Source organism: Streptomyces sp. R28, from assembly GCF_041052385.1.
In the GTDB taxonomy this organism is placed as follows: domain Bacteria; phylum Actinomycetota; class Actinomycetes; order Streptomycetales; family Streptomycetaceae; genus Streptomyces.
Genome location: NZ_CP163439.1, coordinates 225,695 through 248,745 on the forward strand (window position 1 = coordinate 225,695; position 23,051 = coordinate 248,745).

Genomic DNA, 23,051 nt, shown 5'->3' on the forward strand with positions numbered 1-23,051 from the left:
CCTCCTCCCTCTGCCGTCTCACTGGTATTGCCAGGAACCTAGGCACTCGGCGCCCGACGGGAACTGACTCCTGCGGCCAGAGGGGGGACCGCGGCGGCCAGGGACCGGCCGCCGCAGCGTGCCGTGCGGACCCTCGTTCTCGTCCGTCCCGGCCGGCGTCACCCGCTCGGGCGCCGAGTCGCCGCCGAACGGCTTGAAGGCCGTTGCCCCGCCCGGCCGCGCCTGGCCGAATCTCGCCCCTATGTGGCCGAAGGCGACTCACGGTGATGCAGAGTTCAACGGCTACCGGCGGTAAAGGCTTGCTTTGCGCCCCCTTGACCCGTACACCTTGCTTCTCACAACAGCCAGGACTCTGGGGGGAGTTGGCGCATGCAAGGCACGGTTGACGGGTTCCGCTATGGAGCGGTGACCCCGGTGGCGGCCTATCTGATGGCCTGCCTGGGAGGGGCCCTGGGACTTCGGTGCATTGTCCGGTCCCTGCTCAACGGACAGTCGTGGAAGCCGGGTTGGCTGGCGCTCGGCGCCGCGTCGATCGGCTGCGGCATCTGGACGATGCACTTCATCGCCATGATCGGCTTCGACGTCGAGGAGGCTCGGATCCGTTACGACGTGGGCCTGACCGTCCTCAGCCTCACCGTGGCGATCGTCGTCGTCGGCATCGGCGTGTTCATCGTGGGCTATCTGGGCGCGGGCAGGGGGGCACTGACCGGCGCGGGTGTCACCACCGGGCTCGGCGTGGCCGCCATGCACTACTTGGGCATGGCCGCGCTGCGCCTCGACGGCAGCATTCAGTACGACGCGTCGGCCGTGGGGCTCTCCGTTCTGATCGCGATCGTCGCCGCGACCGCGGCACTGTGGGCAGCCGTCACCATCCGGGGTTTGCCGGCCAGCCTCGGGGCCAGCCTGATCATGGGGGTGGCCGTCTCCGGGATGCACTACACGGGTATGGCCGCCGTCAGTGTCCATCTGCACGGCACGACCGGCGAGGCGTGGGCCGGTGACTCGCCCACCTCACTGCTCCTGCCGATGCTCCTGGGGCCGATCATCTTCCTCCTGCTGGCCGGAGTGGTGGTGATGTTCGACCCGCTCCTGGTCCTCGGCGAGGGCGAGCGGGGCCGGTCCGGCACGGCCCGGCGGATCGCTGCGAGGAGCGCGGCCGAGCAACTGCCCGGCGCCGACGCCGCGTTCGCTCCGGCTGTCACTGCCACTGCCTCTGCCGGCGGCCCGCAACCCCGCCTGAGCCGGGAGCCTTACGCCCACAAGTGGTGACTCGGAGGGGGTGGGAAGTGCGGTGATTCCTGCCCCCTCCCCCTGCTCGGCGTCCACTAGATCATTGTTACGGTGCACCGGTGTCTGACTCCTCACGCGATACCGCCGAAGGCGCCGGCTGGGGCGCCGCCGAACTCGGTGAGTACAAGCGGCTGATGCCGCACAAGGTCGAGAAAATCTCCTGGCTCAACCCGAAGACGCTGTGGGCCGCCCGCAACGGCGTACTGGCGTCCTGGTTCGGGGACCCCACGGGGCGTACCCGCAGCCGCTGGGTGGCTCAGCGGGCGGCCGCCGGGGCGCCCGCTGACAAGGTGATCCGGCGCGACGACCCGGACAGGTTCTCCTTCCTCGTCATCGGTGACACCGGTGAGGGCGACGACTCCCAGTACGCCGTCGTACCAGGCCTTTTGAAGGTGGGTCAGGACACGCGGTTCACGGTCGTCGCGAGTGATGTGATCTATCCGGTGGGCAGCGCCGACGACTACGGCACCAAGTTCTTCCAGCCGTACCAGGACTACCGGGCGCCCATGTACGCGATACCGGGCAACCACGACTGGTACGAGGACCTCGGCGGGTTCATGCGTGTCTTCTGCGACCACGCCCCGCCCCTGGAACCCGAGGCCGCGCCGCGCCCGCTCAGCAGGGCATGGCTGCGGTCGCTGCTGTGGCACCGGCCGCGCAAGGGGGACGGCCGCAACCTCCCGGACGCACGGACGTTGAGGTCGGCAGCCGCCCAACAAGCCGTCCAGCCGGGGCCGTACTGGGCGATCGATGCCGGGCCGGTGCGGATCATCGGCATCGACACGGGCCTGCTGGGCACCATCGACGCCGAACAGGGCGCGTGGCTGCGCGAGGTGTCCAAGGACCCCCGGCCGAAGATCCTCATCACGGGCCAGCCGCTGTACGTGGACGGTGAGCACCACCCCGGCGTGATCGAAGGGGGCGGCACCGTCGACGAGATCGTCCGCGACCCGGCGCACCGCTATGTCGCGGCGATAGGCGGCGACATCCACAACTACCAGCGCTACCCGGTGCAGGTGGACGGCCGCACCATCCAGTACGTGGTCGCGGGCGGCGGCGGGGCGTTCATGCACGCCACGCACACCATTCCGCGGATCGACATCGCGAACGTGACCGAGAAGGAGTTCCGCTGCTATCCCCTGCGCGGCGACTCCCTGGCCTTCTACAGCCGCCTGTACGGACGGCGGCTGCGCATGCGCCGCTTCTTCGCCCTCACCGAGACTCAGGCCACGGCCGTCATCGCCGAGCGGCTGGAGATCCAGCCGGGTCGCGCACCGGCCCCGGACGCCCGCGTCACATGGCGCACCCGCCTGGTCGCGGGCCTGCTGGGCACGGGACGCCGACCCGACCGGGCCCAGCGGTTCCGCCTCCCCGTGCGCAAGATCTACACCCAGCTGTTCTCACCGGGCTCGGCGACCTACAGCCCGCCGTTCTTCAAGTGCTTCCTGCGCCTGGACGTCACCCCGGAGACCGTCCGGCTGCGCTGCTACGCCGCGACCGGCAACCGCGCCCAGGAGATCGACCCGCCGGTCGAGGACGAGGTCACCATTTCCCTGGTCTGACCTGGGAGCACGGGAACATCATCGGCCGCGGGCCCGTTGGCACTGCCGTACGACTCGATCAGTGAACGATGGAGGGGCCCGTGCCGCCGATCTCACGCCCGCTCAGCAAGTTGGGTTTCCTCACCATCGGCCTGTTCGACGAGGCGGATCCACGCCGGGGCCACGAGTCCACGCTCGACATCATCGAGCTGGGCGAACGGCTCGGCTTCGACAGCGCGTGGGTCCGCCACCGTCATCTGCAGTACGGCATCTCCTCCCCCGTCGCGGTCCTGGCGGCGGCCTCGCAGCGCACCCGCCGTATCGAACTCGGCACCGCGGTCATCCCGCTCGGCTGGGAGAACCCGCTGCGGCTGGCGGAGGACCTGGCGACGGTCGACCTCCTGTCGGGCGGCCGCCTCAACCCGGGCGTCAGCGTGGGTCCGCCGATGCACTACGACCGCGTCAAGGAGGCCCTCTACGCCGACACGGCGGACGTCGAGGACTTCGGCTACGAGCGGGTGCGGCGGCTGCTGGACTTCGTGCGGGGCAAGCCGGTCACCGACTTCAGCGGGGTGGAAGGCTTTGAGGTCTTCTCGGACCGGGTACAGCCGCACGCCCCGGGCCTCGGCAGCCGTATGTGGTACGGCGGCGGCAGCCTGCGTTCGGCGCAGTGGGCCGGTGAGCACGGGATGAACTTCCTGACCAGCAGCGTTGTCAAGGCGGAAGGGCCCGCGGGCTCGGAGGGCCCGGAAGACGCGGCGGGGTCACCGGACTTCGCGGAGATCCAGCTCGCGCACATCCGCGCCTTCCGCGCCCACCACCCCGACGGCGAGAACGCCCGCGTCTCCCAGGGCCTCGTCGTCATCCCCACCGACTCCGCGACGCCGCAACAGCGCGCGAAGTACGAGGAGTACGTCGCGAAGCGCACCCCTCGGACCCTGTCACCGCAAGGTCCGGCCCGGCTGATGTTCGCGCCGGATCTCGTCGGCACCTCGGCGGAGATCGCCGAACGCCTCCATGCGCACGCCGCGTTCCGCGAGGTGGACGAAGTGGCGTTCGCGCTGCCGTTCACCTTCGAGCACGAGGACTATGTGCAGATCCTCACCGATGTGGCCGCCCGGCTGGGTCCGGCGCTGGGGTGGCGTCCGAAGGCCTGAGGGGCAGCCCATTGCCTTCGGCGATGACGCGGTCGAGCAGATGCAGCGGGGCGGCCCGTACTCCGGCGGCCTCGGCCGCGTCCCAGTGGGCGAGGGCGCGGGGCAGGTCGACGAGGCCGTGGATCAAGGGGAGGGCGCTCGGGGCTCGGCCGGATTCCCCGAGGTGGGCGTGGAGCAGTGACTCCAGTCGGCACGAGGCCAAGGTGCCCGGAATCTGGTGCCGCATGGCGAAGCCCGCGCCCGCCACACCCGGCAGGTCCTCGCTCAGCTGCGTCTGCGTGGAGTCGAGGGCCAGCAGCCCGCCTCCGACGACCAGGACGTCCTGCTCTCGGCTCATACGGTCCAGTGCCCTAGCGGTGTCGAAGCAGTGCGGGAAGGAGTCGTCGACCACGATCGTGCCGGGGCGCAGCCGGTCGACGTCCAGGAGGGCCGTCGCGCCGCTGACTGCGGTGACGACCACGTCGGCGTCGTAGACCGCGGCGGGCAGCGTCCGCCCCGATTCGACGACCCGGACCGACGTCGCCGGATGCGCGGCCGACAGGTCTGCGGCCAGCCGTTCCAGTCGCGCGGTGCTGCCCGGCAGGTCGCACAGCAGCAGCCGGGCCGGCGGGCGAGGTGCCGTCGCCAGCAGCAGTCGTAGGGACGAGGTGCCGATCGAGCCGCATCCGACGACGGCGAGGGAGAGGCCGTCGAGGCGGCGGCCGGTCGCCGCGAGTGCGCAGTGGACGGTCTTGGCCACGGCGACGGTCGTCGAGGCGTGTCCGGTGGTGATCGCCGCACTCGTCGTGGTCTCCCGCAGGACGTCGTAGCCGTAGCCGGTGAGGGACGGGATCATGCCCGCGAGCGAGACACAGCGGGCGCCGAGTGAGGCGGCCTGCTCCACGGCGCGGGCCGTGCGCGCCCCCAGATCGGCAGCCCGGCCCAGTTCGTCGGCGAAGAGCGGGAGAGCGACGAAACCGGAGTTCCCCAGCGGGGTGCTGGTCTCCTCCAGCAGCCTGGCTCGACCGTCCGGGAAGAGCAGCGCCCGGATCTCCTCGCGGCCGAGGCCGGGGCTGTCGTACGGCAGTCCGGCGAGGGCGGCGAGATGGTCGGGGGCGGGCAGGTATCCGACGAGCGCGGCATCGAGGTGGGGTCGCCGTCGGCGACTGCTGCGGACCGGGGTGGGGTCGGGGGTGGGGTGGGACGTGGCTTCGCTCAGTGCGCCCTGCAGCTGTCGCCGCATCTCCTCGGTGAACCCGGCGATCTGGCCCGCCGTGAGGGCCGCCGCCGAAGCCCGTACGGTGATGCGCAGCCCCTCACCGTTCGCCACCGGCCGCACGGCCAGGAACACGTCGGTGCCCAGCGGCGGCGGGGCGAGGGCGGTGTCGGACTCGTCCGCTTGCAGTGTGAGGCTGCCGCCTTCCTCGGAGCCCAGGGAGGTGAAGTCGAGGAAGGTGAAGAAGAACTGGGCGTGGCGGGGCAGTCCCGCCGCCGTGCGCACCTCGCTGGGACCTTCGGCGCGGGCCAGGGTGGCCTCGGCTGCGAGGCGCTCCAAGTCCTCACCGAATGGGGGTGGTTGAGCCGCTCCGTGCGCCTCTGGCACGGCCGGGCGCAGCGCCACCGCTTCCGCGAACGGGCCGAAGACCCCGTGTGCGTCCACGGTGGACTCCTCGCGCCCGGTCACGGCGAGCCCGAGCAGCAGGTCGCGCCGGCCGGTGAGTTCCCCGAGGGCACGGTAGTACGCGGTGAGCAGCGGGGCGTACAGGGTGCGGTGTGCGGCTCGGGCGAGCCGGCGCAACCCCTGTGTCGTGGCGGCGTCCAGGGTGAACCCCGTGGTGTGGAACGCCGGTTGCCCATCGGCGTCGTCGGCGGTCGGCCGGCGCAGCACGGGGGGTGTGTAGGGCGCGCGGAGGCGCGCGCGGTATTCCTCGGCCTCGGATCCGTGCGGGTGCGGGCGTACGGCGGACCGGGCCACGTGGTCGCGGAAGGTGCTGTCGAGCGGCGGCAGGCCGTGCGGCAGACCTCCATCGAGGCGGTCGTAGGCGGTGAGCAGTTCCCTGGCGAGGAGGGCGGCGCTGTATCCGTCGCCGATGAGGTGGTGCGCGTGGACGAGGAGCACATGCTCACCGGGCGCGACGGTGAGCAGCCGCAGACGCAGCAACGGCCAGGCCCAGGGCTCGAGTCGGCGCCCTGCCTCCTCGGCGATCCGCTGCTCCAGCAGGTCGGGGTGCGCGAGGGTCTCCGTCTCCACGGGCAGGCGCAACGAGTCCGGCAGCTCCTGCTGCACAGGTGGGCGGGCGCCTGCCGGGAAGACGGTGCGCAGCATCGGATGACGGGTCACCAGAACGTCCACGGCGCGCTGGAAGACGTCGTGGCGCAGTGGACCGCTCAGCCGGAACCGGGCCAGCCAGCCGGAGCCCGTCCCCGGGTTGATGGTCTCGGCGAGCAGGAACCCCCGCTGGGAGGGGGTGAGGGGGTACGGACCTGCCGTTTGCGCGGTGGCGGCTTCCGGGGTCGGATCGGGTGTGGAGCCGGTGGAGGCTGTGGCGGCACTGGCAGCGATGGCGGCGGTGTCGAGGGCCGACGCGAGTGCGCTCAGCGTGCGGTGGGTGTAGACGGTTGTCGGCCGTGGGACGGCCGGCAGTTCCTTGCGTAGCCGGGCGAAGAGTTCGAGCACCATGATGGAGTCGCCGCCGAGTTCGAAGAAGTCGTCCTCGCGGCTGACGGCCGGTGCGTCCAGCAGCGTCGACCAGATGCGTGCCAGGGTGTGCTCGGTCGGGGTGGCGGGCGGCGGGGTTTCGGGCCCCGTCCGCGGTGGCTCGGGGGCGCGGTCTCTCCCGCTGTGATCATCGACCTCGCCGGAGGCATCCGCGCCGGGCGTTCCCTCGAGGGCACGAGCCAGCAGGATGCGGTCGATCTTGCCCGTGCCGGTCAGCGGCATCGCCGGGACCGGGCGGATACGTCCGGGCAGCATGTACGGCGGCAGAACCCGGGACAGGAAGGCGCGCACGTCGCGTGCGTCGGGCTCGTCCGAGCCGGGCCGGGGTTCGACGTACGCCACCAGACGTCCGTCGACGAGCAGCACGGCGGCACGGGCGACGTCCGGGTGGGTGAGCAGCGCGGCCTCGACCTCGCCGAGCTCCACGCGGTGGCCGCGGACCTTGACCTGGTCGTCGAGGCGGCCGAGGAACTCCAGTACGCCGTCCGCGGTTCGGCGGACCCGGTCGCCGCTGCGGTACCAGCGGCGACCGCCGCGTTCGACGAAGGCCTCCGCGGTGAGCTGCGGCTCGCCGAGGTAGCCGGGGGTCAGCCCGGTTCCGGCGATGAGCAGTTCACCGGGCTCGTCGGCCGCACAGGGACGTCCGTCCTCGGTGACGACGGCCAGTTCGGTGCCGGCGACCGGCCGGCCGATGGGCAACCGACGTACGCCGTCGGCCGGTCGGGTGTCGATGATGTGGCAGGTGGCGTTGATGGTGGCCTCGGTGGGCCCGTACAGGTTGGAGACCCTGTGCTCCGGTCCCCCGCAGGCGTCGAGCAGGTCGAACCAGCGGCGTACGTGTGCGGCGGGCAGCGCCTCGCCGCCGACGTGGACCCAGCGCAGCGCCGACAGGTCCGGGGGTGTTCCGTCCTGTCGTGCCCGGGTCTCTGCGGCGGTCAGCAGCCGCTCCCACAAGGTCGGCACCGAACTCCACACCGTGATCCGGTCGTTGACGATCCGGTCCAGGAGCGCGTCGGGGTCGCGCAGAAGGTCCCGGGTGAGGGTGTGGATCGTGGCGCCCGCCAGCAGCGGCGCCAGCAACTGGCGTACGGAGGCGTCGAAACAGACGGACGCCGTCTGTACGAGGTGGTCCCCGGGGCGGGAACCGAAGGTGGCCAGTGACCAGTCGAGGTAGTTGAGCATGGACCGGTGGGTGATCGGGACCGCCTTGGGGCGGCCCGTGGAACCCGAAGTGAAGATCACGTAGGCGATGGTGTCCGGGTCGGCCGGCGGCCGCTCGGCCTGGGGCGGGGTCGTCTCGGACGGGGTCGCCTCGGGCGAGGTCGCCTCGGGCGAGGTCGCCTCGGGCGTGTCATCGGCTGCGACCGGCGTGATGCCGTCCAGCGCCGCGACGGCCTCGCGCGTCGCCGCGTGGCAGACCACCACGCCGACCCCGGTGCGTTCCACCTGGTCACGCAGCCGGGCCACGGGATGGGTCGCGTCCAGGGGCACCCAGCCGGCGCCCGCACGAAGGATGCCCACCACGCCGAGGACGGTGTCCACACCCGGTTCGGTGAGCAGGCCGACCAGGTCGCCGGGGCGTACGCCGTTCGCGCGCAGCCGGGCCGCGAGAGCGCCGGAGGCGGCGTCGAGTGCGGCGTAGGTGAGCTTGGTGCGGCCGGTGTCCACCGCGACGGCTCCCGGTGTCGCGTGGAACCGGGCACACAGGCGGTCGGCGACACCCGCGCGGCTCTCGCGCCCGTCGGCATGGGTGGACTGCCCAGCCACGGCGTGCAGTTCTGCCACGTACTCCGCGGCGAGCCGCTCGACGGTCTCGGGGCGGAAGAGGTGGGCGGGGTGGTTCCAGGAGAAGCGGAGGGTCGCGTCCGATTCCCAGCACAGCAGTCCGAGCCGGGTCGCGGCGGAGGCGGTGGCCGCCGCGGTCGGGGTCACCCTGACCGGCCAGTCGCGGCCATGGCTCACGGGGAAGCGGGCGAAGCTGAACCCGGCCGGGGCGACCGTGCGCGGGCCGGGGCCGGTGGCGGGCAGCAGCGCGGCGATGTCGGGGCTGCCGAGGGTGGCGTGGGACTCCGCCTCCTGCCAGATCCGCTGGAGCCGCCCGGCGAGTACGGTCACGGGCTCGGCCGGGTCGACGGTGGCGAACACCGGCAGGGTGTCGGCGAGCGGCCCCACGAGGCGGTCGATGCCGGGCAGGGGCGCCTCGCGACGGGCACGCGCCACGTTCACGGCGACGGCTCGCTGTCCGCTCCAGCGGGCCAGGCAACGGCCGTACACCGCGAGCAGCAGATGGAAGAGGGTGACTTGGTGCCTGGCGGCCACCTCGCGCAGCGCCGCCGTGAGCGAGGCGTCGATGCCGGTCTGGTGGTGGGTGAGCGGCGGGGCGGGGAGCGCGCCCGGGTCGCCGTCGTACGGCAGTGCCTCCGCCGTGGCAGCCGTGGTGTGCTCGGCTATGCGGTCACGCCAGTACTGCTGGTCCCGGGCGAAGGCCGGTGACTGGCGGTCCGCGGTGACGAGGGCGGCGTAGTCGGCGAACTCTGCGCCCGGGAAGGGGAGTTCGGAGGGGCTGCGGTCCTCGGTGAGCGTGGCGTAGAGCGACCAGAGCTCCTCGCACAGGACCTTGAGGCTGAAGCCGTCCGCAGCGCCGTGGTGGACGGCCAGCAGGAGGTGGGCGAGGTGTGCGTCCAGGTGGTCCCGGACCAGGACCGCGCGCACCGGATCCTCGGTGGTCAGGTCGAACGGGCGGTTGTACAGCCGTTGTTCGAGGGCGGGCAGCGGCAGCGCGGTGTCGGCCGGCCCGTGCACCTCGTACCAGCGCGGGGCCCGGTCGGCGGGGTCGGCCGGCACCGTGTACTGACGTGGCGGCGTGCCGTCCGTGGTGATGCGCAGACGCAGCATGGGGTGGCGGGCGGCGAGGTGGGCCAGCGCGCGGCCGAGGAGGTCGGGGTCGAGGGGGCCGCGGATGGTCTGGCGTATGTAGCCGTAGGCGGTGACGCCCTCGTACAGCGCCTCCGTGGTGAGGAAGGCGAGTTGGAGCGGAGTGAGAGGGCGAGGAGTGAGGAGGCGCGGGGTGTCCTCCTGGGCACTGCCGCGGGTCGCGGCGGCGGGGGCTTCGGGGGCGGTCGGGGCGGTCGGCCTCTGTCCGCTGAGGTAGGTGGTCAGTTCGCCGACCGTGCGGTACTCGAAGAGCAGCGTGGCGGGCAGGGGCAGCCCTAGTTCCGTCTCCAGGCGGCGCGCGAGGTCGACGGCGGTCAGCGAGTCGAGGCCGAGGCCGAGGAACTGCTCGTCGTCGCCGATGTCCTCGGGGGCGCGGTGCAGCGACTCGGCCAGCAGGCGGCGTATCAGGCCGGTGATGCGGACCGGGTCGGTCACGGCGCCGAACTGGTCACCATCACCGCGACCGCCACCGCCCGGCAGCGTGCGGGCCGTGGGAGGCGTGCCGGCGTGCGGGGCGTCCGGGCGGTCCGGAGCCACGGCGGTCTGCGCGGGCGCGGGCCCCTCGGCCCGGCAGGTCGACGAGGACGTCACCAAGAGGTGAGGGGCATCGGTGGCCACGGCCGTCCGCAACGCCGCGACCGCCGTCCGCGTGGTCATGGGGCCTAGTCCGCGGGCGCGCAGCCGCCGATGCTGAGCAGGTGACCCGGCGGCCAGTCCCGCATCGGTGACGGGCCCGAACCCGATCGACTGCCAGGGCCGGCCCACCGCACGCTCGGCGGCGGCGAAGGCGTCCAGGAAGGCGTTGGCCGCCGCATAGTCGCCGAGCGCGCCCGCCAGGCCGGGCAGCACGGAGGAGATGGAGGAGAAGGCGACGCATACGGCCGGTTCCTGGCCGTGCCGGCGCAGCGCCTCGGCGAGCAGCATCGTGCCGCGCACCTTCGCGGCGAGCACCAGCTCGATCTCCGCGTCGGTCTTGGAGCGGAGGGTGCCGGGCCGGACCGTACCGGCGGCGTGGAACACCCCGTCCAGTAGGGGCAGTTCGGCGAAGAGGGCGTGGACGGCGGCTTCGTCGGACACGTCGGCCGCGTGGTACCGGGCACGGGCGCCCTGGGCGCGGAGATCGGTGAGCAGGGCATCGGGCGCGGTCTCGGAGCGTCCTGTCAGGATCAGTTCGCACGCGCCGCGTCCCGCCAGGTCCCGCGCGAGTGCGGAACCGAGCCCGCCGGCTCCCCCGGTGATCAGGTAGGTGCCGTCCGGCGGCAGGGCCCTGAGCGCCGCGGGGACGTCCGTCGTGTCGGCCGGTGCGCGGGATGGCGTACGGCTGAGCCTGCGGCCGGCGCGCCAGGCGACCGCGCCCTCCGCGTCCCGCTCCTGGGCCGAGTACAGCTCCCGTTCCAGGGCGTCGACCCGGGTGTCGAGCGTGTCGAGGGAGGACAGGTCCACGCCGCGTGCGGCGAGACCTGGGTGCTCTTCGGGGAAGGCCAGGGCGAAACCGTGCAGCAGTGCCCGCGCCGGGCACGCCTGTTCCGTCGAGGTGCCGGTGACGTACGCGTCTTCGGTGACCACCAGCAGGCGGGTGGAGTCGGCGGTGAGCAGGTCGAGGACGCGGCGCAGCGCGGAAACGGAGCCGCTCGGGCCGGCGTCCACGGCCTGGCGGCTTCCGTCTCCAGCGCCCTCCACCCCTGCCAGCCACACCACGGTGTCCGCCGGTGCCGTGCCCGGCTCGTGGGGGCCGTCCTCCCCCAGCACCGTCACTCCACGGCCGGTGAGCCGCTCTACCAACACCCGACCGAGGGGCTGGTCGGCGCCGACCAGCCGTACCACGCGCGGCCCCGCCGCAGGCGTGAGCGGTGCGTCCCGCCAGTCGAGGCGCCGTACCGCAGGCGCGGCATCGGGCTCGCGGGGCCAATAGCGGGCGCGCTGGAACGGATACGTCGGTACGGGCGCCCTCGCACGCCCGCCGGCCCGAGCCTGCCGGCCCAACGCTGCGGCGCCCGGAGCCGCCCGGTCCGGCGCCGTCGCGTCAAGCGTGGCCCGGTCCAGCGCCGTTCCGCGCATCCACAGTCGTCCCGCCGCCTCCAGCAGCGCCCGCGCCCCGGACGTGTCCTCGTCACGGCCCACGGTCGAGGCGACCCCAGTGGTCAACACCGCCACATCCGAGGCGCCATGCGCACCGGCGACCGCGCGGACCGCCCCGCCCAGGGTGTTCCCCGGGCCGAGCTCGACGAAGGTGTCGTATCCCTCTTCCAGCAGCCTGGCCACAGCCGCCCCGAACCGCACCGGCTCGACGGCATGCCCCTGCCAGTAGGCGGGCGTGAGGCGGGGCCGCCACTCGCCGGTGACCGTGCTCAGCATCGGTACGGACGCCGGTTTGACCGTCAGCGCCTTCGCGGCCTCCCGCAGCGGATCGAGGACCGGCTCCAGCAGCGGCGAGTGGAAGGCATGGGAGACACGGAGCCTGCGCGCGACCACGCCACGTCCCGTCAGCTCGGCGAGGGCTCGCTCGACAGCCTCCTCGGCACCCGAAATCACCACCTGCTCGGGCCCGTTGACGGCGGCCACGCTCAGCGATCCGCCCGACGCGCAGACGAGCCCGGCGACCGTGTCCTCGTCGCCCCTGACGGCGGCCATGGCTCCGGGGAGGGCGAGTTCGCCCACCAGGCGTCCGCGCTCCACGGCGAACCCGACCGCCTCGGCGAGGCTCAGCGCACCGGCAGCGCACGCGGCCGCGATCTCGCCCACGCTGTGTCCGGCGACCGCGTCCGCGGGCAGACCCCATGCCGCCAGCTGGCGGGCCAGACCCACACCGAACACGACGAGCAGCGGCTGGGCCACCTCCGTCCTGGCCAACTCCTCCGGATCCGTCCGGGGATCGAGGCACCACTCGGCCAGCGAGCGCCCGAGGACGGGCCCCGTCAGCGAGGAGGCCTCGTCCAGGACCTCCCGGAACACCGGGGCCGACCGGTACAGGGCGCGCCCTTGGCCGGGCCGCTGTGCTCCCTGGCCCGGCAGCAGGAACACCGTCCGCGGCCGGGAGGACCGGGCGACTGTGAAGTCCGCCGCGCGGGCGGCCTCGAGTCGGTCCGCGAGATCACGGTCGGCGACCAGGGCGAGGCGATGGGGACCATCGTCGCGCGCGGTGTTGACCGTGGCGCAGATGTCGGCCTCGTGCAGATCCGGGTGTGCCCGCACGTACGCGGCCAGGTCGGCGGCGGCTGCCCGCAGCGCGTCGGTGCTGCGGGCCGACAGCGTGAGCAGGTGCGGGCCATCCGCGCCGGGATGAGCGGGCGTCGTCCGTGCGGGGGCCTCCTCCAGGACGGCGTGCGCGTTGGTGCCGCCGAAGCCGAAGGCGTTGACCCCGGCGATCAGGGGCCCGGGGGCCCGCCATTCCCGCTGTTCGGTGACGAGTTCGAAGCCGGGGGCGACGTGTTGCAGGTACGGCGCGGGCGGCGTGGTGTTCGGGGCGGGCGGGACCTGGCGGTGCTGGAGCGCCAGGACCGTCTTGACCAGGCCGGGCATGCCGGCGGCGTTGAGCAGGTGTCCGATGTTCGCCTTGACCGAGCCGAGCAGGCGCGGGAGCCCGTCCGTGCGGGGCGGGAAGACGTGCCCGAGTGACTGCGCCTCGACGGGGTCGCCGACCGGGGTGCCGGTTCCGTGCGCCTCGACGTACGACACCGCCTCGGGGTCGATGCCGCACGCGCCGTATGCCTGGGTGATGACCTCACGCTGGGTGCGCGGGTTGGGGGCGAGCAGGCTGAGGGACCGGCCGTCGTTGTTGACGGCCGTGCCGCGCACCAGGGCGAGTACCGGGTCACCGTCGTGCAGCGCGTCGTCCAGGCGGGCGAGGACGAGGGCCGCTCCGCCCTCCCCGGGCACGACTCCGTCGGCGGCGGCAGCGAAGGGGCGGCTGCCGCCCGTGGGGGACAGCGCGCCCGCGCCGGCGAGGAGTCGGTGGCCGGTCGGGGTGAGGGCGAGCTGGACGCCGCCGACCACGGCGACATCGCACTCGCCGCTGAGGAGGCTGCGCCGCGCCAGGTGGAGCGCCACGAGCGCGGAGGAGCAGGCCGTGTCCACCGCGAGGGCGGGGCCGTCGAGGTCGAGTGCCTGGGAGAGGCGGGCGGCGATGAGGTTGGGCAGGTTGCCGGTGAGAGCGCCGGGGTGGGCGGCCAGATCGCCGTCCGTGGCGGCGGCCAGGATCTCGCGGTATCCGCTGTCACCGACGGCGGCGAACACTCCGATCCTGCGGCCGGTCCGTCGCGGCCCCGCGTAACCGGAGCGCTCCAGGGCTTCGTGGGCCAGCTCCAGGAAGATCCGGGCCTGTGGGTCGGTGGCGCGGGCCTCGTCGTCGTCCAGGCCGAAGCAGGCGGCGTCGAATTCGGCGGGTTCGGGGAGGAAGGACCCGAAGAGGCCGGGGACGCCCGCGGCGCTCCGCAAGCTCCCCGAGTCCCGCGACCCCTGCCGGCCTTCCGAGCCCTGCGAGCCCTGCCGGCCCTCCCAGCGGCCCTCGGGCACGGCGGTCACCGTGTCACGGCCGGACACGAGCAACTCCCAGAAGGCCTCCGGCGTTTTTGCACCCGGGAACCGGCAGGCCATTGCGAGCACCGCCACCGGCCCCCGTTTCCCCGCCTCCTCGGCGGGCGACAGCGGCGCGCGGCGCCCGGTATCCGCGCCCGACCCGGAGCCGGCAGCTGACCCTCCATCAACTCCCGTGTCAGTGTCGGAGCCGGTCAGCAGAGCCAGCACATGCCCGGCCAGCGCGGCCACGGTGTCGTGGTCGCGCAACACGCGCGGCTCCACGGTGACGGAGAAGGCGTCCTCGATGCCCGCGAGCACCGCCATCGCCTTCAGCGAGGAGCCCCCGAGGGCGAAGAACGGGACGTCCCGGTCGATGCCCGTCGGCGCGAGGTCCAGCGTCCGTGCCCAGATCCCCCGGACCACGTCCTCGACGTCACGCCGCGAACGTGGCACAGGCCCCTGTGGACCGCGCTCTTCCTGCCGGGCGGGCGAGCGCGAGCCCTCGGCCCGCGCGGCCGACAACCGCTGCTCGACCGCCGTATAGGCGCCGGCCTCGAACCGCGCGCGCATCAGAGCGCGCCGCAGCTTGCCGCTCGTCGTCCGGGGAAAAGCGCCGGGCGGCAGGGGCAACACCCGTACGTCGTCGTGGCCCAGCGCCTCCCGGACCCGGGCCGCCGCCGCGTCGAGCACCGGAAGGGCCGCTGCCGGGGCGGGCCGCGCCCACTGCACGAACACCACCACCCGATCGCCCCCGGTGCCGGGATCGGTGGAGCCGATCGCCGCCACCGTTGCGCCGGGCAGTCCCGGGGTGGCGGCGACGGTCTCTTCGAGGTCGGGTGCGTGGAAGGTGCGGCCGCCGACGAAGACGACGTCCTTGTGCCGCCCGGTGACGCAGAGCCGGCCCTCGCTCAGGAAGCCGAGGTCGCCGGTGCGCAGCCAACCACCGCGGAACGCGGCCGCGCCCGCCTCGGGGGCGCGGTGGTAGCCGCGGGCGACCTGCGGACCACGTACCTCGATGTGACCGACACGCCGGTCGCCGAGCGGTGTGCCGGAATCGTCGGTGACACGGATCTCGCAGTCCGGGACGGGACGGCCCAGGTCCATCAACTCGACTGCTTCCGGGCCGGGTTCCACGGGAACGGCCCGGCCACGGCTGAGTGCCTTCCGGTCCAGCCGCAGGGGCTCGGCGGTCTCCCCGAGCGGCGGCACGGTCACGGCGAGTGTGGCCTCGGCCAGCCCGTACACGGGAAGCATCGCCCTGGCGTCCAGCCCCGCCGCACCCGCCCGGGCGGTGAACTCCCGCCACACGCGCGGTGCGATCGGCTCGGCTCCCACGAGCATCAGTCGTACGGAGGTCAGGTCCAGGTGGGCCCAGGTGCTGTCCGGCACCCGCTGCGTCGCCAGCGCCAGCGCGAAGTTCGCCGCCGACAGCAGGGTCGCCCGGTGCCGCGCCACCGCCTCCAGCCAGCGGGTGGGCCGCTTGGCGAAGGTCAGCGGTTCCAGGCGCACCTGCTTCAGGCCTGCCGCCATGGGGACGAGGTGGGTGCCTATCAGGCCCATGTCGTGGAAGTACGGCATCCAGGTCGCCACCACGTCGTCCGACGTGATCGCCATGGCGGCGCGGATCTGCCGGAGGTTGGCGAGCACGGCCTCGTGGGTGAGTTCGACGCCCTTCGGGGTGCCGGTGCTGCCGGAGGAGAACTGGAGGAACGCCAGGTCCTGCGGGGCGCGGCGGGTCAGCGAGCGAAGCGGGCGGGCCTCGCGCAGCGCATCCAGCCGCAGGACGCGCGCGGGGCCCGGGATCTCGGCGAGCAGGGCTTCGGTGGCGGCGTCGACCACGACGGCAGGCCTGTCGAGGAACTCCCACACCGGTCCCAGCCGGCGGGCCTCCGGGGCGAGCGGCACGGGCACGAGCCCCGCCGCCAGCGCTCCCCAGAACATCGGCTGGAAGTCCTCACCGAGATCGGCGACCAGGGGAACGGGGGTGCCGGGCTCCAGTCCCGCCGCGCGCAGGCCCCCGGCCACGCGCAGTGCGTCGTCGTGGAGCTCGGCGAAGGTGACGGTGCGTTCGCTGCCGTCTCCACGGACATGGACGACGACCTGGCCGGGGGTCTCCTCGGCGGCACGCAGCAGTACGTCGAGGAGCGTGACGGCGGTAGGGCGCCCGGGAGTCGACATGCGTTTCCTTCCTCATCGCACGGGGTCAGCGCCCGCGGACGCGCCGTGCCGTGCCGGAGTCCGGTACCGGGCAGGAGCGTTGTCGATCATTCACCTGTACGACGACGACTTTCGTCAAACCGTCCACGCGTGCGACCGAGCGTGTCGGCCAGGTCGGCCACATGTGCCGAGCCCGGTCCCAGCGTGAGCATGCCGCTGCCGACGCCGACCAGTTCGTGCGCCGCCGGAGTGAGGGCGGTGTGGGCGCGTGCCATGGTGGGCCGGTTGCCGAGGGTCAGTGCCGCATGTGGGAGGTGATGCACGGCGTCACCGCCGCCGTGGGATGCCACCTCTACCTGATGGCGCAGCCGCCCGGCCTGCCCGAGCGGCTGATCAGCACCGCCCCGGACGCCTTCTTCGGCCACTTTCTCGACATCTGGACGACCGACCCGAGGGCCGTACCGGCCGAGGTCCGCGCCGCCTACCTGGCGGCCTGCCGTGCGGCGGTGCGCCCTCGATCGTCGCCGACTACCGGGCCTTGGCCGGCGTCGACATCGAGCACGACCGGGCCGACCGGGCTGCCGGAACCCGGCTGCGGATGCCGGTCGGCGTGCTCCAGCAGGACTCGGGCTCAGCCCTCGGCTTCGACGCCGCCGTGCTGTGGCGTGCCTGGGCGCCCGACCTGCGGCACACCACGGTCACGTGCGGCCACTTCATGGCCGAGGAGGCGCCCGACGACATCGCCGAAGCGCTACGGGACCTGCTCGCCCGCTGACGCGGTGAGCTCACCTGCGGCTGCTACCAGCGCCCCGGTTCGGTCCCGGTGATCGGCTCCGAAGGTTTGCCGTCCACACCGACCGGCACGTCACCGGTGAGCATGACCCGGTGCATGGTGCGGGGGAAGTCGAGGTGGACGTTGTCGCTCGGGGCGAGGTGGATGGTGGCCCGGTTGTCCCAGAAGGCCACGCTGCCGGGTTCCCAGCGGAAGCGGACCGTGTACTCGGGCCGTACCGCCTGTTCCAGCAGCATGTCGAGGATCGCCCGGCTCTCGGCACGCGAGAGGTCGGTGATCTGCTCGACGTAGTAGCCGTTGACGTACAGCACCCGCTCCCCCGTCTCCGGGTGGACGCGCACCAGCGGATGCAGCGAGGCCACCTGATGGTCCAGCAGATGGCGGACGTAGGCGTCGTCGCCGGGCCGCGGCTGGTAGCCGACGCCGAGGCGGTGCTCGACGCGGAGGCCGTCCACGAACTCCCTGACCGGGCCGGAGAGTCCGGCGTACGCGGCTGCGAGGTTCGACCAGGTCGTGTCGCCGCCGTACGGCGGTACGGTCTCGGCGCGCAGGATCGTCGCCGCGGGCGGGTCGATGCGGGCGCCGTGGTCGCAGTGCCAGCCGCGCAGCAGGGTGTGGCGGCGGCGTTGCAGCCACTCGTCGTGCTCCATGCCGAACTTCCCGCCCAGCTCCAGGCGGTCGGCGGTCGTCTCGACCTCGGGGAAGTCGGCCGGCGAGGCACTCCCCCGCTTGCGCAGGACGACCGGTTCGCCGAAGCGGCTCGCGAACGCCACATGTCCGCAGTGGTCCAGCCGCTGCCCGCGGAAGAACACCACCTTCCAGCGCAGCACCGCCGCCCGGATCGCGGCGACCACGGCGTCGTCGAGCTCTCCGGCCAGGTCGACGCCCGCGATCTCCGCCCCGATGTGTCCGGCGACCGGTTTCACCTCGATCCCCGCGACCTGCTCCGTCCCGTCCGCTGTGGCCCTGTCCGTCGTCATGCCCGCTCCGTCGGTCGTCCGTCCGCACCGGCTCCGGTCCGAGCCGGTTCCCCGAAGATCGTGACAGTGTTTGGCGGCGCGGGCGACAGGGCCCATCTCCCAGCCCGTCACCAAGCCGATCGCGGGCCCTTCACCTCGCCGTCCGTCTCGCCGTTCGCGCGCCCGTCGCCTACGCGGCTCGCACGTCGACGCCCGCCAGGACCAGGTCCGCCACCTCGTTCGCCGAGCGCCCTCCCGTGTCGATCCGCACCAGGCCGTGCCGGTCGACGGCTTGCGCCATCAGTTCCTGGTAGCGCTCGGTGCGGGCGAGGAACTTGTCCACCAAGTACCGCTCCTGATCGGCCAGTTCGTCGTAGCGGGCCGATGCCCGAATCCGCTCGCGCAGGGCCGTGTCGTCCGCCGTGAGCCATACGGCCCGTGCGTGCGGCACGGTCAGCCGGGCCACGCGAGCGGGCCAGAGCGCGGAGCCCTCCAGGACCAGGCCCGGTCCGCGCCCGGTCGCGTGGTCGGTGATCAGTTCCTCGATGCGCGGCCACAGGCGTGCGTAGTGGTCGAGCACCGAGCGGATCAGCTCGTCGACGTCGAGGGTGGCGTAGTGCTCGGCGACATGCGGCGGCGGCACCCACTCCGGCGTCCGCCAGGGCCGCCCCGGATGACGGGCCAGCAGGTCCGTCGAGCGGCAGTCGAACCCGAGCCGCTGCGCGGCGGCCCGGGCCACGGTCGACTTGCCGGTGTGGGACGTTCCCCCGATGAGCACCACGCGCACGTCCTGCATGCCGGCGACCCTACTCAACGCACCGTGAACTCCCGTATCACCGTGTTCCGGAACACCGCCGTGCCGTCGATCGTGAACAGCGCGAGGCCCGTGTCGGCCGGGTCCGGGAAGACCTCGGTCGAGTGCACGTACCGGCCGTCGTCCACGAACATCTCGATGGACGTACGGTCGATCAGGATGCGCAGCCGCACCGTACCCGCGGACGCGTCGAAGGGGCTCCGGCTCTCCTGCCACCGGCCGGTGCTGTCGGGGCTCACGGTGTATCCGCGGTTGACGAAGGCGTAGTCGCGGTAGATCCCGGCGTCGATGTGACGTCCACCGTCGGAGGAGCGCCGCAACTGGAGCCCCGCGCCGGCCAGTTGGTCCCAGGTGAGGTCGGTGGACACCTCGTACGCGGTGCCCGTGTAGTCGAGGAGGAGGGTTCCGTCGACCTCCAGGTCGCCGAGGTCGACCGTGCGGGAGACATGGGCGTCGAGACCGGCGGCCGGCTGGGAGGCGAGATAGTACGTGCCGTCCACCGCCCGCTTCAGCGTGACCTCGCGGACGATGGAGTCGGTGCCGTTGAAGCCGTCGCACTCCATGGTGGGCGTGGTGTTGGCGTAGTCCCAGTGGTTCATCCAGCCGATCGCGTACCGTGCCGCCGGATCGAGCGTGCCGCCGCCATCCCGCTTCTCGAAAGTGACGGCCGCGTACCAGTCCCAGCCGTGGTCGAGCCACTGCGGGTCGCTCCGGTCGGGCGTGAACGTGGTGCCGTCGAAGGACCCCGTCCAGTAGGCGAATGTGCTCGGCAGCCCGGATCCCTTCCCGTTGGCGCTCACACCCAGCACCCACTTCCAGGTGCCGTCAGCCGCCCGGATGCGGAACAGGTCCGGGCACTCCAGCACGCCGATGCCGCCCTTGATGAAGCCGCTGACGTACGTCCACGACTTGAGGTCGGCGGAGTGGTAGAAGCCCACTTTGTCGTTCTCGGCGAGGGTCATCACCCAGCGCCCGCGCTCCTCGTCGCGGATGACCTTGGGGTCGCGGAAGTCCCGGACGCCGGGGTTGGGCAGGACGGGGTCGGTGCCGTGGTTGGTGAACGTACGGCCGCCGTCGGTCGAGTAGTACAGGTACTGCGCCTGGGTGGCATCGTCGGGTGCCATGGTGGCGAGGACGATCACCGCGCCCGCGCCGAAGCCCGCCGTGTTGTCGGTGTCGATCACCGCCGAGCCGGACCAGACGTCGCCGTTGGGTGTGGTGTCCTTCGGCACGGCGATCCCGCGGTCGGTGAAGGAGACCAGGTCGGTGCTGGTCGCCAGGCGCCAGGCCGTGCCGGCGGTCGTGCCGCCCGCCGAGTAGTCGGGGTTGTAGAGGTAGTAGTAGTGATACTCGCCGTCGATCCACACCGGCCGTTGCGGGTCGTTCATCCACTGGTCGGGGACCGTGAAGTGGTACTCGGCGCGGTAGCTGCCGGTGCAGGCGGCGGCCGTCGTGGACGCGGCCCGCGCTGACGCCGCCGACGCGGATCTCGAACCGGCGGGAAGTAACGCGCCGGCCGCGCCCACGGCCGAGGCGACGAACAACGACCTTCTGGATATTCCGGATGTGCCGGATATGCCACGCACAGTGCGGCTCCTTTCCCTGACAGCTTCGTCAGGACTGCGGCTCATGGAGATCCGAACCGGATCGGAACTGGCCCGCCGGAACCGGAGTCGTTCAATCCCGGACCGGTCGGCCTGGATCGGAACTGTGAGGCCTAACTCGTTAAAGGTCAAGCCGTTCACGACTCTTGACAGGGTCGCGATGGCCTTCAGATCATCTGGGCATCAGATTCTGGCTAACACGAGTTAGGCCCGTTCAGATGACCGACTCGCACCTCCCCCGCCGCACCCTGCTGCGGTACGGCGCCTACGGCGCGGGAGCCGCCGCGCTGGCCGGTACCGCCGCCAGCTGGGACCGGCTCACCGGAGCCGACATACCCGGCCGCGACGACGGCTCGCTCGTCGTCGCCACGCTCGGCCCCGCCTACGGCCCGGAGGCCATCCGCACGCTCACCGAGGGCTTCAAGCAGGTCCATCCCGACATCAAGCTCCGCATCAATGCCGTGCAGGCCGTCGACTGGTCGGACTTCTTCGCGAAGATCCTCACCCAGATCGCGGCGGGCACCGCTCCCGACCTCGTGTACGTCGCCACCGAGGGCGTCCAGCTGTTCGCGCAGCGCCTCGGGGTCCCGCTCGACGACTGGGTGAAGCGGGACGCCGAGGAGCTGCGCGAGTACTTCGCCGACGTCCATCCCTCGCTGGTGGAGTCGATGATGTACGAGGGGAGCCTCTACCAGCTGCCGGTCGAGTTCAACGCGGCCGACATGTACCTCAACAACCAGGTGCTGAAGCGGGCGGGCGCGGACTTCCCGGCGGCCGACTGGAGCCGCGACGACTTCACCGCGCTGCTGCGGGACATGAAGAAGTCCAGCGGCTCCCAGTTCACGCCGTACTTCTGGACCAACCGCCTGTGGGGCGGCGTGGTGCCGTGGCTGTTCGCCAACGACACCAACCTGCTCGCCGAGTCCAAGGCACCGGGCGGAGCCTGGCTGTGGGACTCCTTCTATCCGGCCGCCCAGCGGCAGGGGCGCGGGGGCGGCTTCCGGTGGACGACGCCGCAGGCCACCGACGCGCGTGTGGAGGAGGCGTACGACTATCTCGCCTCCCTCGTCCAGGAGGGCCTGTGCAGCCGGCCCGAGGGCGGCAACGGCCAGAACCTCATCGGTGTGTTCTCCAACGGCCGGGTCGGCGTCACTCCCGCGGGCGGCTTCTGGGCGGGCGGTCTGCATCTGGCCGGAATGAAGGCGGACTCCTTCGACGTGCAGTACTTCCCGCGCTGGCGCACCCAGCGCATGCAGTACGGCGCCGCCGGCTACGCGCTGCTGCGCACCTCGAAGCGGCAGGAGGAGGCCTGGGAGTTCATCAAGTACGCCGCCCGCCGCGACACCCTGATGCGACTGTTCGAGACCAACCAGACCACCCCGGCGCGCCGCTCCATGCTGACCGCCGACCGTTACCGGGAGACCGGCCCGGGCCGCTGGCAGGTCTTCTACGACACCCTCGACAAGTTCCCCGACACCGGGCCGATCCCCGCGCCGCCGCAGGTCGCCGAGGTCGAGCAGGTGCTGCTCAAGCACACCGGTACCGCCCTGTCCTCGCGGCGCTCGGTGGCCCCCGCGTTGCGCCGGATGCAGAGCGACCTGGAGAAGGCCATGGAGCGTGACGTATGACGAACACCCAGATACCGGCCGTACGACCGAAGCAGCCGGCCGCGCCACCGGCCCCGGCACCCCGTTCCTCCGCCCGCGACCGTGGCACCCGGCTGCTGGCCACGCTGTTCCTGGCGCCCACGATCGTCGGCATCGTCGTCTTCACGGTCGTGCCGATCGCCGGCTCGGTGGTGCTGAGCCTCTTCCACTGGAACGTGATCGACGATCCGCGCTTCGCCGGGGCCGCCAACTACCGTGAGGTCTTCACCGATTCGACGGTGCTGGTGTCCTTCGGCAACACGCTGGTGTTCATGGTGTTCGCCGTCGCGCTGCAACTGCTGATCGCCCTGGTGCTGGCGCTGGCGGTGAACGGGCGGATGCCGGTGTGGCTGCGCTCGGTGTTCCGGTCGGCGTTCTTCTTCCCGCTGGTGCTGTCCGCCGCGTCGATCTCGGTGGTGATGAAGTACCTGTTCAACCAGGACTTCGGGGTCGTGAACTGGCTGCTCGGGCTGGTCGGGGTCGCGCCGGTGCCGTGGCTGACGTCCGAGAACGCGGCGATGGCCACGGTGGTCCTGGTCTACGTGTGGCAGCAGTTCGGGTTCTCGTTCCTGCTGTTCGTCGGCGGTCTGAACAACATCCCCAAGGAGGTGCACGAGGCCGCCTCCCTCGACGGCGCGACCGGCCTGCGCAAGCACATCGGCATCACGCTGCCCCTGCTGTCGCCCACACTGCTGGTGGCGTCGGTGGTCGGCATCATCAACGCGCTCCAGGTCTTCGAGCAGCCGTACGTCCTCACCAACGGCGGGCCCGGTGACGCCACCCGGACCGTGGTGATGGTCATCTACGAGAGCGCCTTCGAGCAGCTGCGCTTCGGTGAGGCCTCGGCGGTGGGTGTGCTGCTGTTCGTGCTGATCATGGCGGTGACCGCCCTCCAGTTCCGGCTCAGCCGGCGTTTCGTCCACTACCAGTGAGCCGGGTGAGT

General features: G+C 72.4%; 10 protein-coding genes and 1 pseudogene. 6 read left to right on the forward strand and 5 right to left on the reverse strand.

What is annotated here, in order from left to right:
- Positions 1 to 369: 369 nt before the first annotated feature.
- The 3 genes from AB5J49_RS00960 (at position 370) to AB5J49_RS00970 (ending at position 3,988) form a co-directional block, all read left to right on the forward strand.
- Complete coding sequence (locus AB5J49_RS00960; RefSeq protein WP_369166525.1) at positions 370 to 1,269, forward strand: MHYT domain-containing protein; 900 nt, start codon at positions 370 to 372, stop codon at positions 1,267 to 1,269.
- Between the two features lie 80 nt (positions 1,270 to 1,349).
- Positions 1,350 to 2,852 (forward strand): metallophosphoesterase, encoded by a 1,503-nt coding sequence (locus AB5J49_RS00965; RefSeq protein WP_369166526.1) that lies wholly within the window; start codon positions 1,350 to 1,352, stop codon positions 2,850 to 2,852.
- 80 nt (positions 2,853 to 2,932) lie between these two features.
- Positions 2,933 to 3,988: an LLM class flavin-dependent oxidoreductase gene (locus tag AB5J49_RS00970; RefSeq protein ID WP_369166527.1), complete on the forward strand. Its 1,056-nt coding sequence runs from the start codon at positions 2,933 to 2,935 to the stop codon at positions 3,986 to 3,988.
- On the opposite strand, the gene AB5J49_RS00975 is transcribed toward AB5J49_RS00970, so the two are convergent.
- Together AB5J49_RS00975 and AB5J49_RS00980 are read right to left on the reverse strand one after the other, a co-directional pair.
- Positions 3,933 to 16,313, reverse strand: a complete 12,381-nt coding sequence (locus AB5J49_RS00975) for an amino acid adenylation domain-containing protein (protein WP_369166528.1) — start codon at positions 16,311 to 16,313, stop codon at positions 3,933 to 3,935. The genes AB5J49_RS00970 and AB5J49_RS00975 overlap by 56 nt on opposite strands.
- An 86-nt stretch (positions 16,314 to 16,399) precedes the next feature.
- Entirely contained in the window at positions 16,400 to 16,717 is a 318-nt protein-coding gene (locus AB5J49_RS00980; protein ID WP_369175496.1) for a hypothetical protein, read from the reverse strand.
- On the opposite strand from AB5J49_RS00980, the pseudogene AB5J49_RS00985 reads away from it, so the two are divergent.
- Positions 16,598 to 17,067: pseudogene (locus AB5J49_RS00985) on the forward strand (alpha/beta fold hydrolase); the annotation flags it as partial. The gene AB5J49_RS00980 and the pseudogene AB5J49_RS00985 overlap by 120 nt on opposite strands.
- Before the next feature lie 23 nt (positions 17,068 to 17,090).
- Here AB5J49_RS00985 and AB5J49_RS00990 read toward each other — a convergent pair.
- The 3 genes from AB5J49_RS00990 to AB5J49_RS01000 form a co-directional block, all read right to left on the reverse strand.
- Positions 17,091 to 18,065 (reverse strand): TauD/TfdA dioxygenase family protein, encoded by a 975-nt coding sequence (locus AB5J49_RS00990; protein WP_369166529.1) that lies wholly within the window; start codon positions 18,063 to 18,065, stop codon positions 17,091 to 17,093.
- Between the two features lie 169 nt (positions 18,066 to 18,234).
- On the reverse strand, positions 18,235 to 18,840 hold the full coding sequence (locus AB5J49_RS00995; RefSeq protein ID WP_369166530.1) for an AAA family ATPase: 606 nt from the start codon (positions 18,838 to 18,840) through the stop codon (positions 18,235 to 18,237).
- Between the two features lie 14 nt (positions 18,841 to 18,854).
- Positions 18,855 to 20,435 carry a glycoside hydrolase family 32 protein gene (locus tag AB5J49_RS01000; protein ID WP_369175008.1) on the reverse strand — a complete coding sequence of 527 codons (1,581 nt, stop codon included), beginning with the start codon at positions 20,433 to 20,435 and terminating at the stop codon, positions 18,855 to 18,857.
- Between the two features lie 245 nt (positions 20,436 to 20,680).
- On the opposite strand from AB5J49_RS01000, the gene AB5J49_RS01005 reads away from it, so the two are divergent.
- Both AB5J49_RS01005 and AB5J49_RS01010 read left to right on the forward strand, forming a co-directional pair.
- Positions 20,681 to 22,090 (forward strand): extracellular solute-binding protein, encoded by a 1,410-nt coding sequence (locus tag AB5J49_RS01005; protein ID WP_369166531.1) that lies wholly within the window; start codon positions 20,681 to 20,683, stop codon positions 22,088 to 22,090.
- Entirely contained in the window at positions 22,087 to 23,040 is a 954-nt protein-coding gene (locus AB5J49_RS01010; RefSeq protein ID WP_369166532.1) for a carbohydrate ABC transporter permease, read from the forward strand. The genes AB5J49_RS01005 and AB5J49_RS01010 overlap by 4 nt, the downstream gene beginning before the upstream one ends.
- Positions 23,041 to 23,051: the final 11 nt, after the last annotated feature.

Coding starts and splice junctions, on each gene's coding strand:
- AB5J49_RS00990 (WP_369166529.1), bottom strand. CDS start 18,065: ATGACGACGGACAGGGCCACAGCGGACGGGACGGAGCAGGTCGCGGGG.
- AB5J49_RS00995 (WP_369166530.1), bottom strand. CDS start 18,840: ATGCAGGACGTGCGCGTGGTGCTCATCGGGGGAACGTCCCACACCGGC.
- AB5J49_RS00975 (WP_369166528.1), bottom strand. CDS start 16,313: ATGTCGACTCCCGGGCGCCCTACCGCCGTCACGCTCCTCGACGTACTG.
- AB5J49_RS01005 (WP_369166531.1), top strand. CDS start 20,681: ATGACCGACTCGCACCTCCCCCGCCGCACCCTGCTGCGGTACGGCGCC.
- AB5J49_RS01010 (WP_369166532.1), top strand. CDS start 22,087: ATGACGAACACCCAGATACCGGCCGTACGACCGAAGCAGCCGGCCGCG.
- AB5J49_RS00960 (WP_369166525.1), top strand. CDS start 370: ATGCAAGGCACGGTTGACGGGTTCCGCTATGGAGCGGTGACCCCGGTG.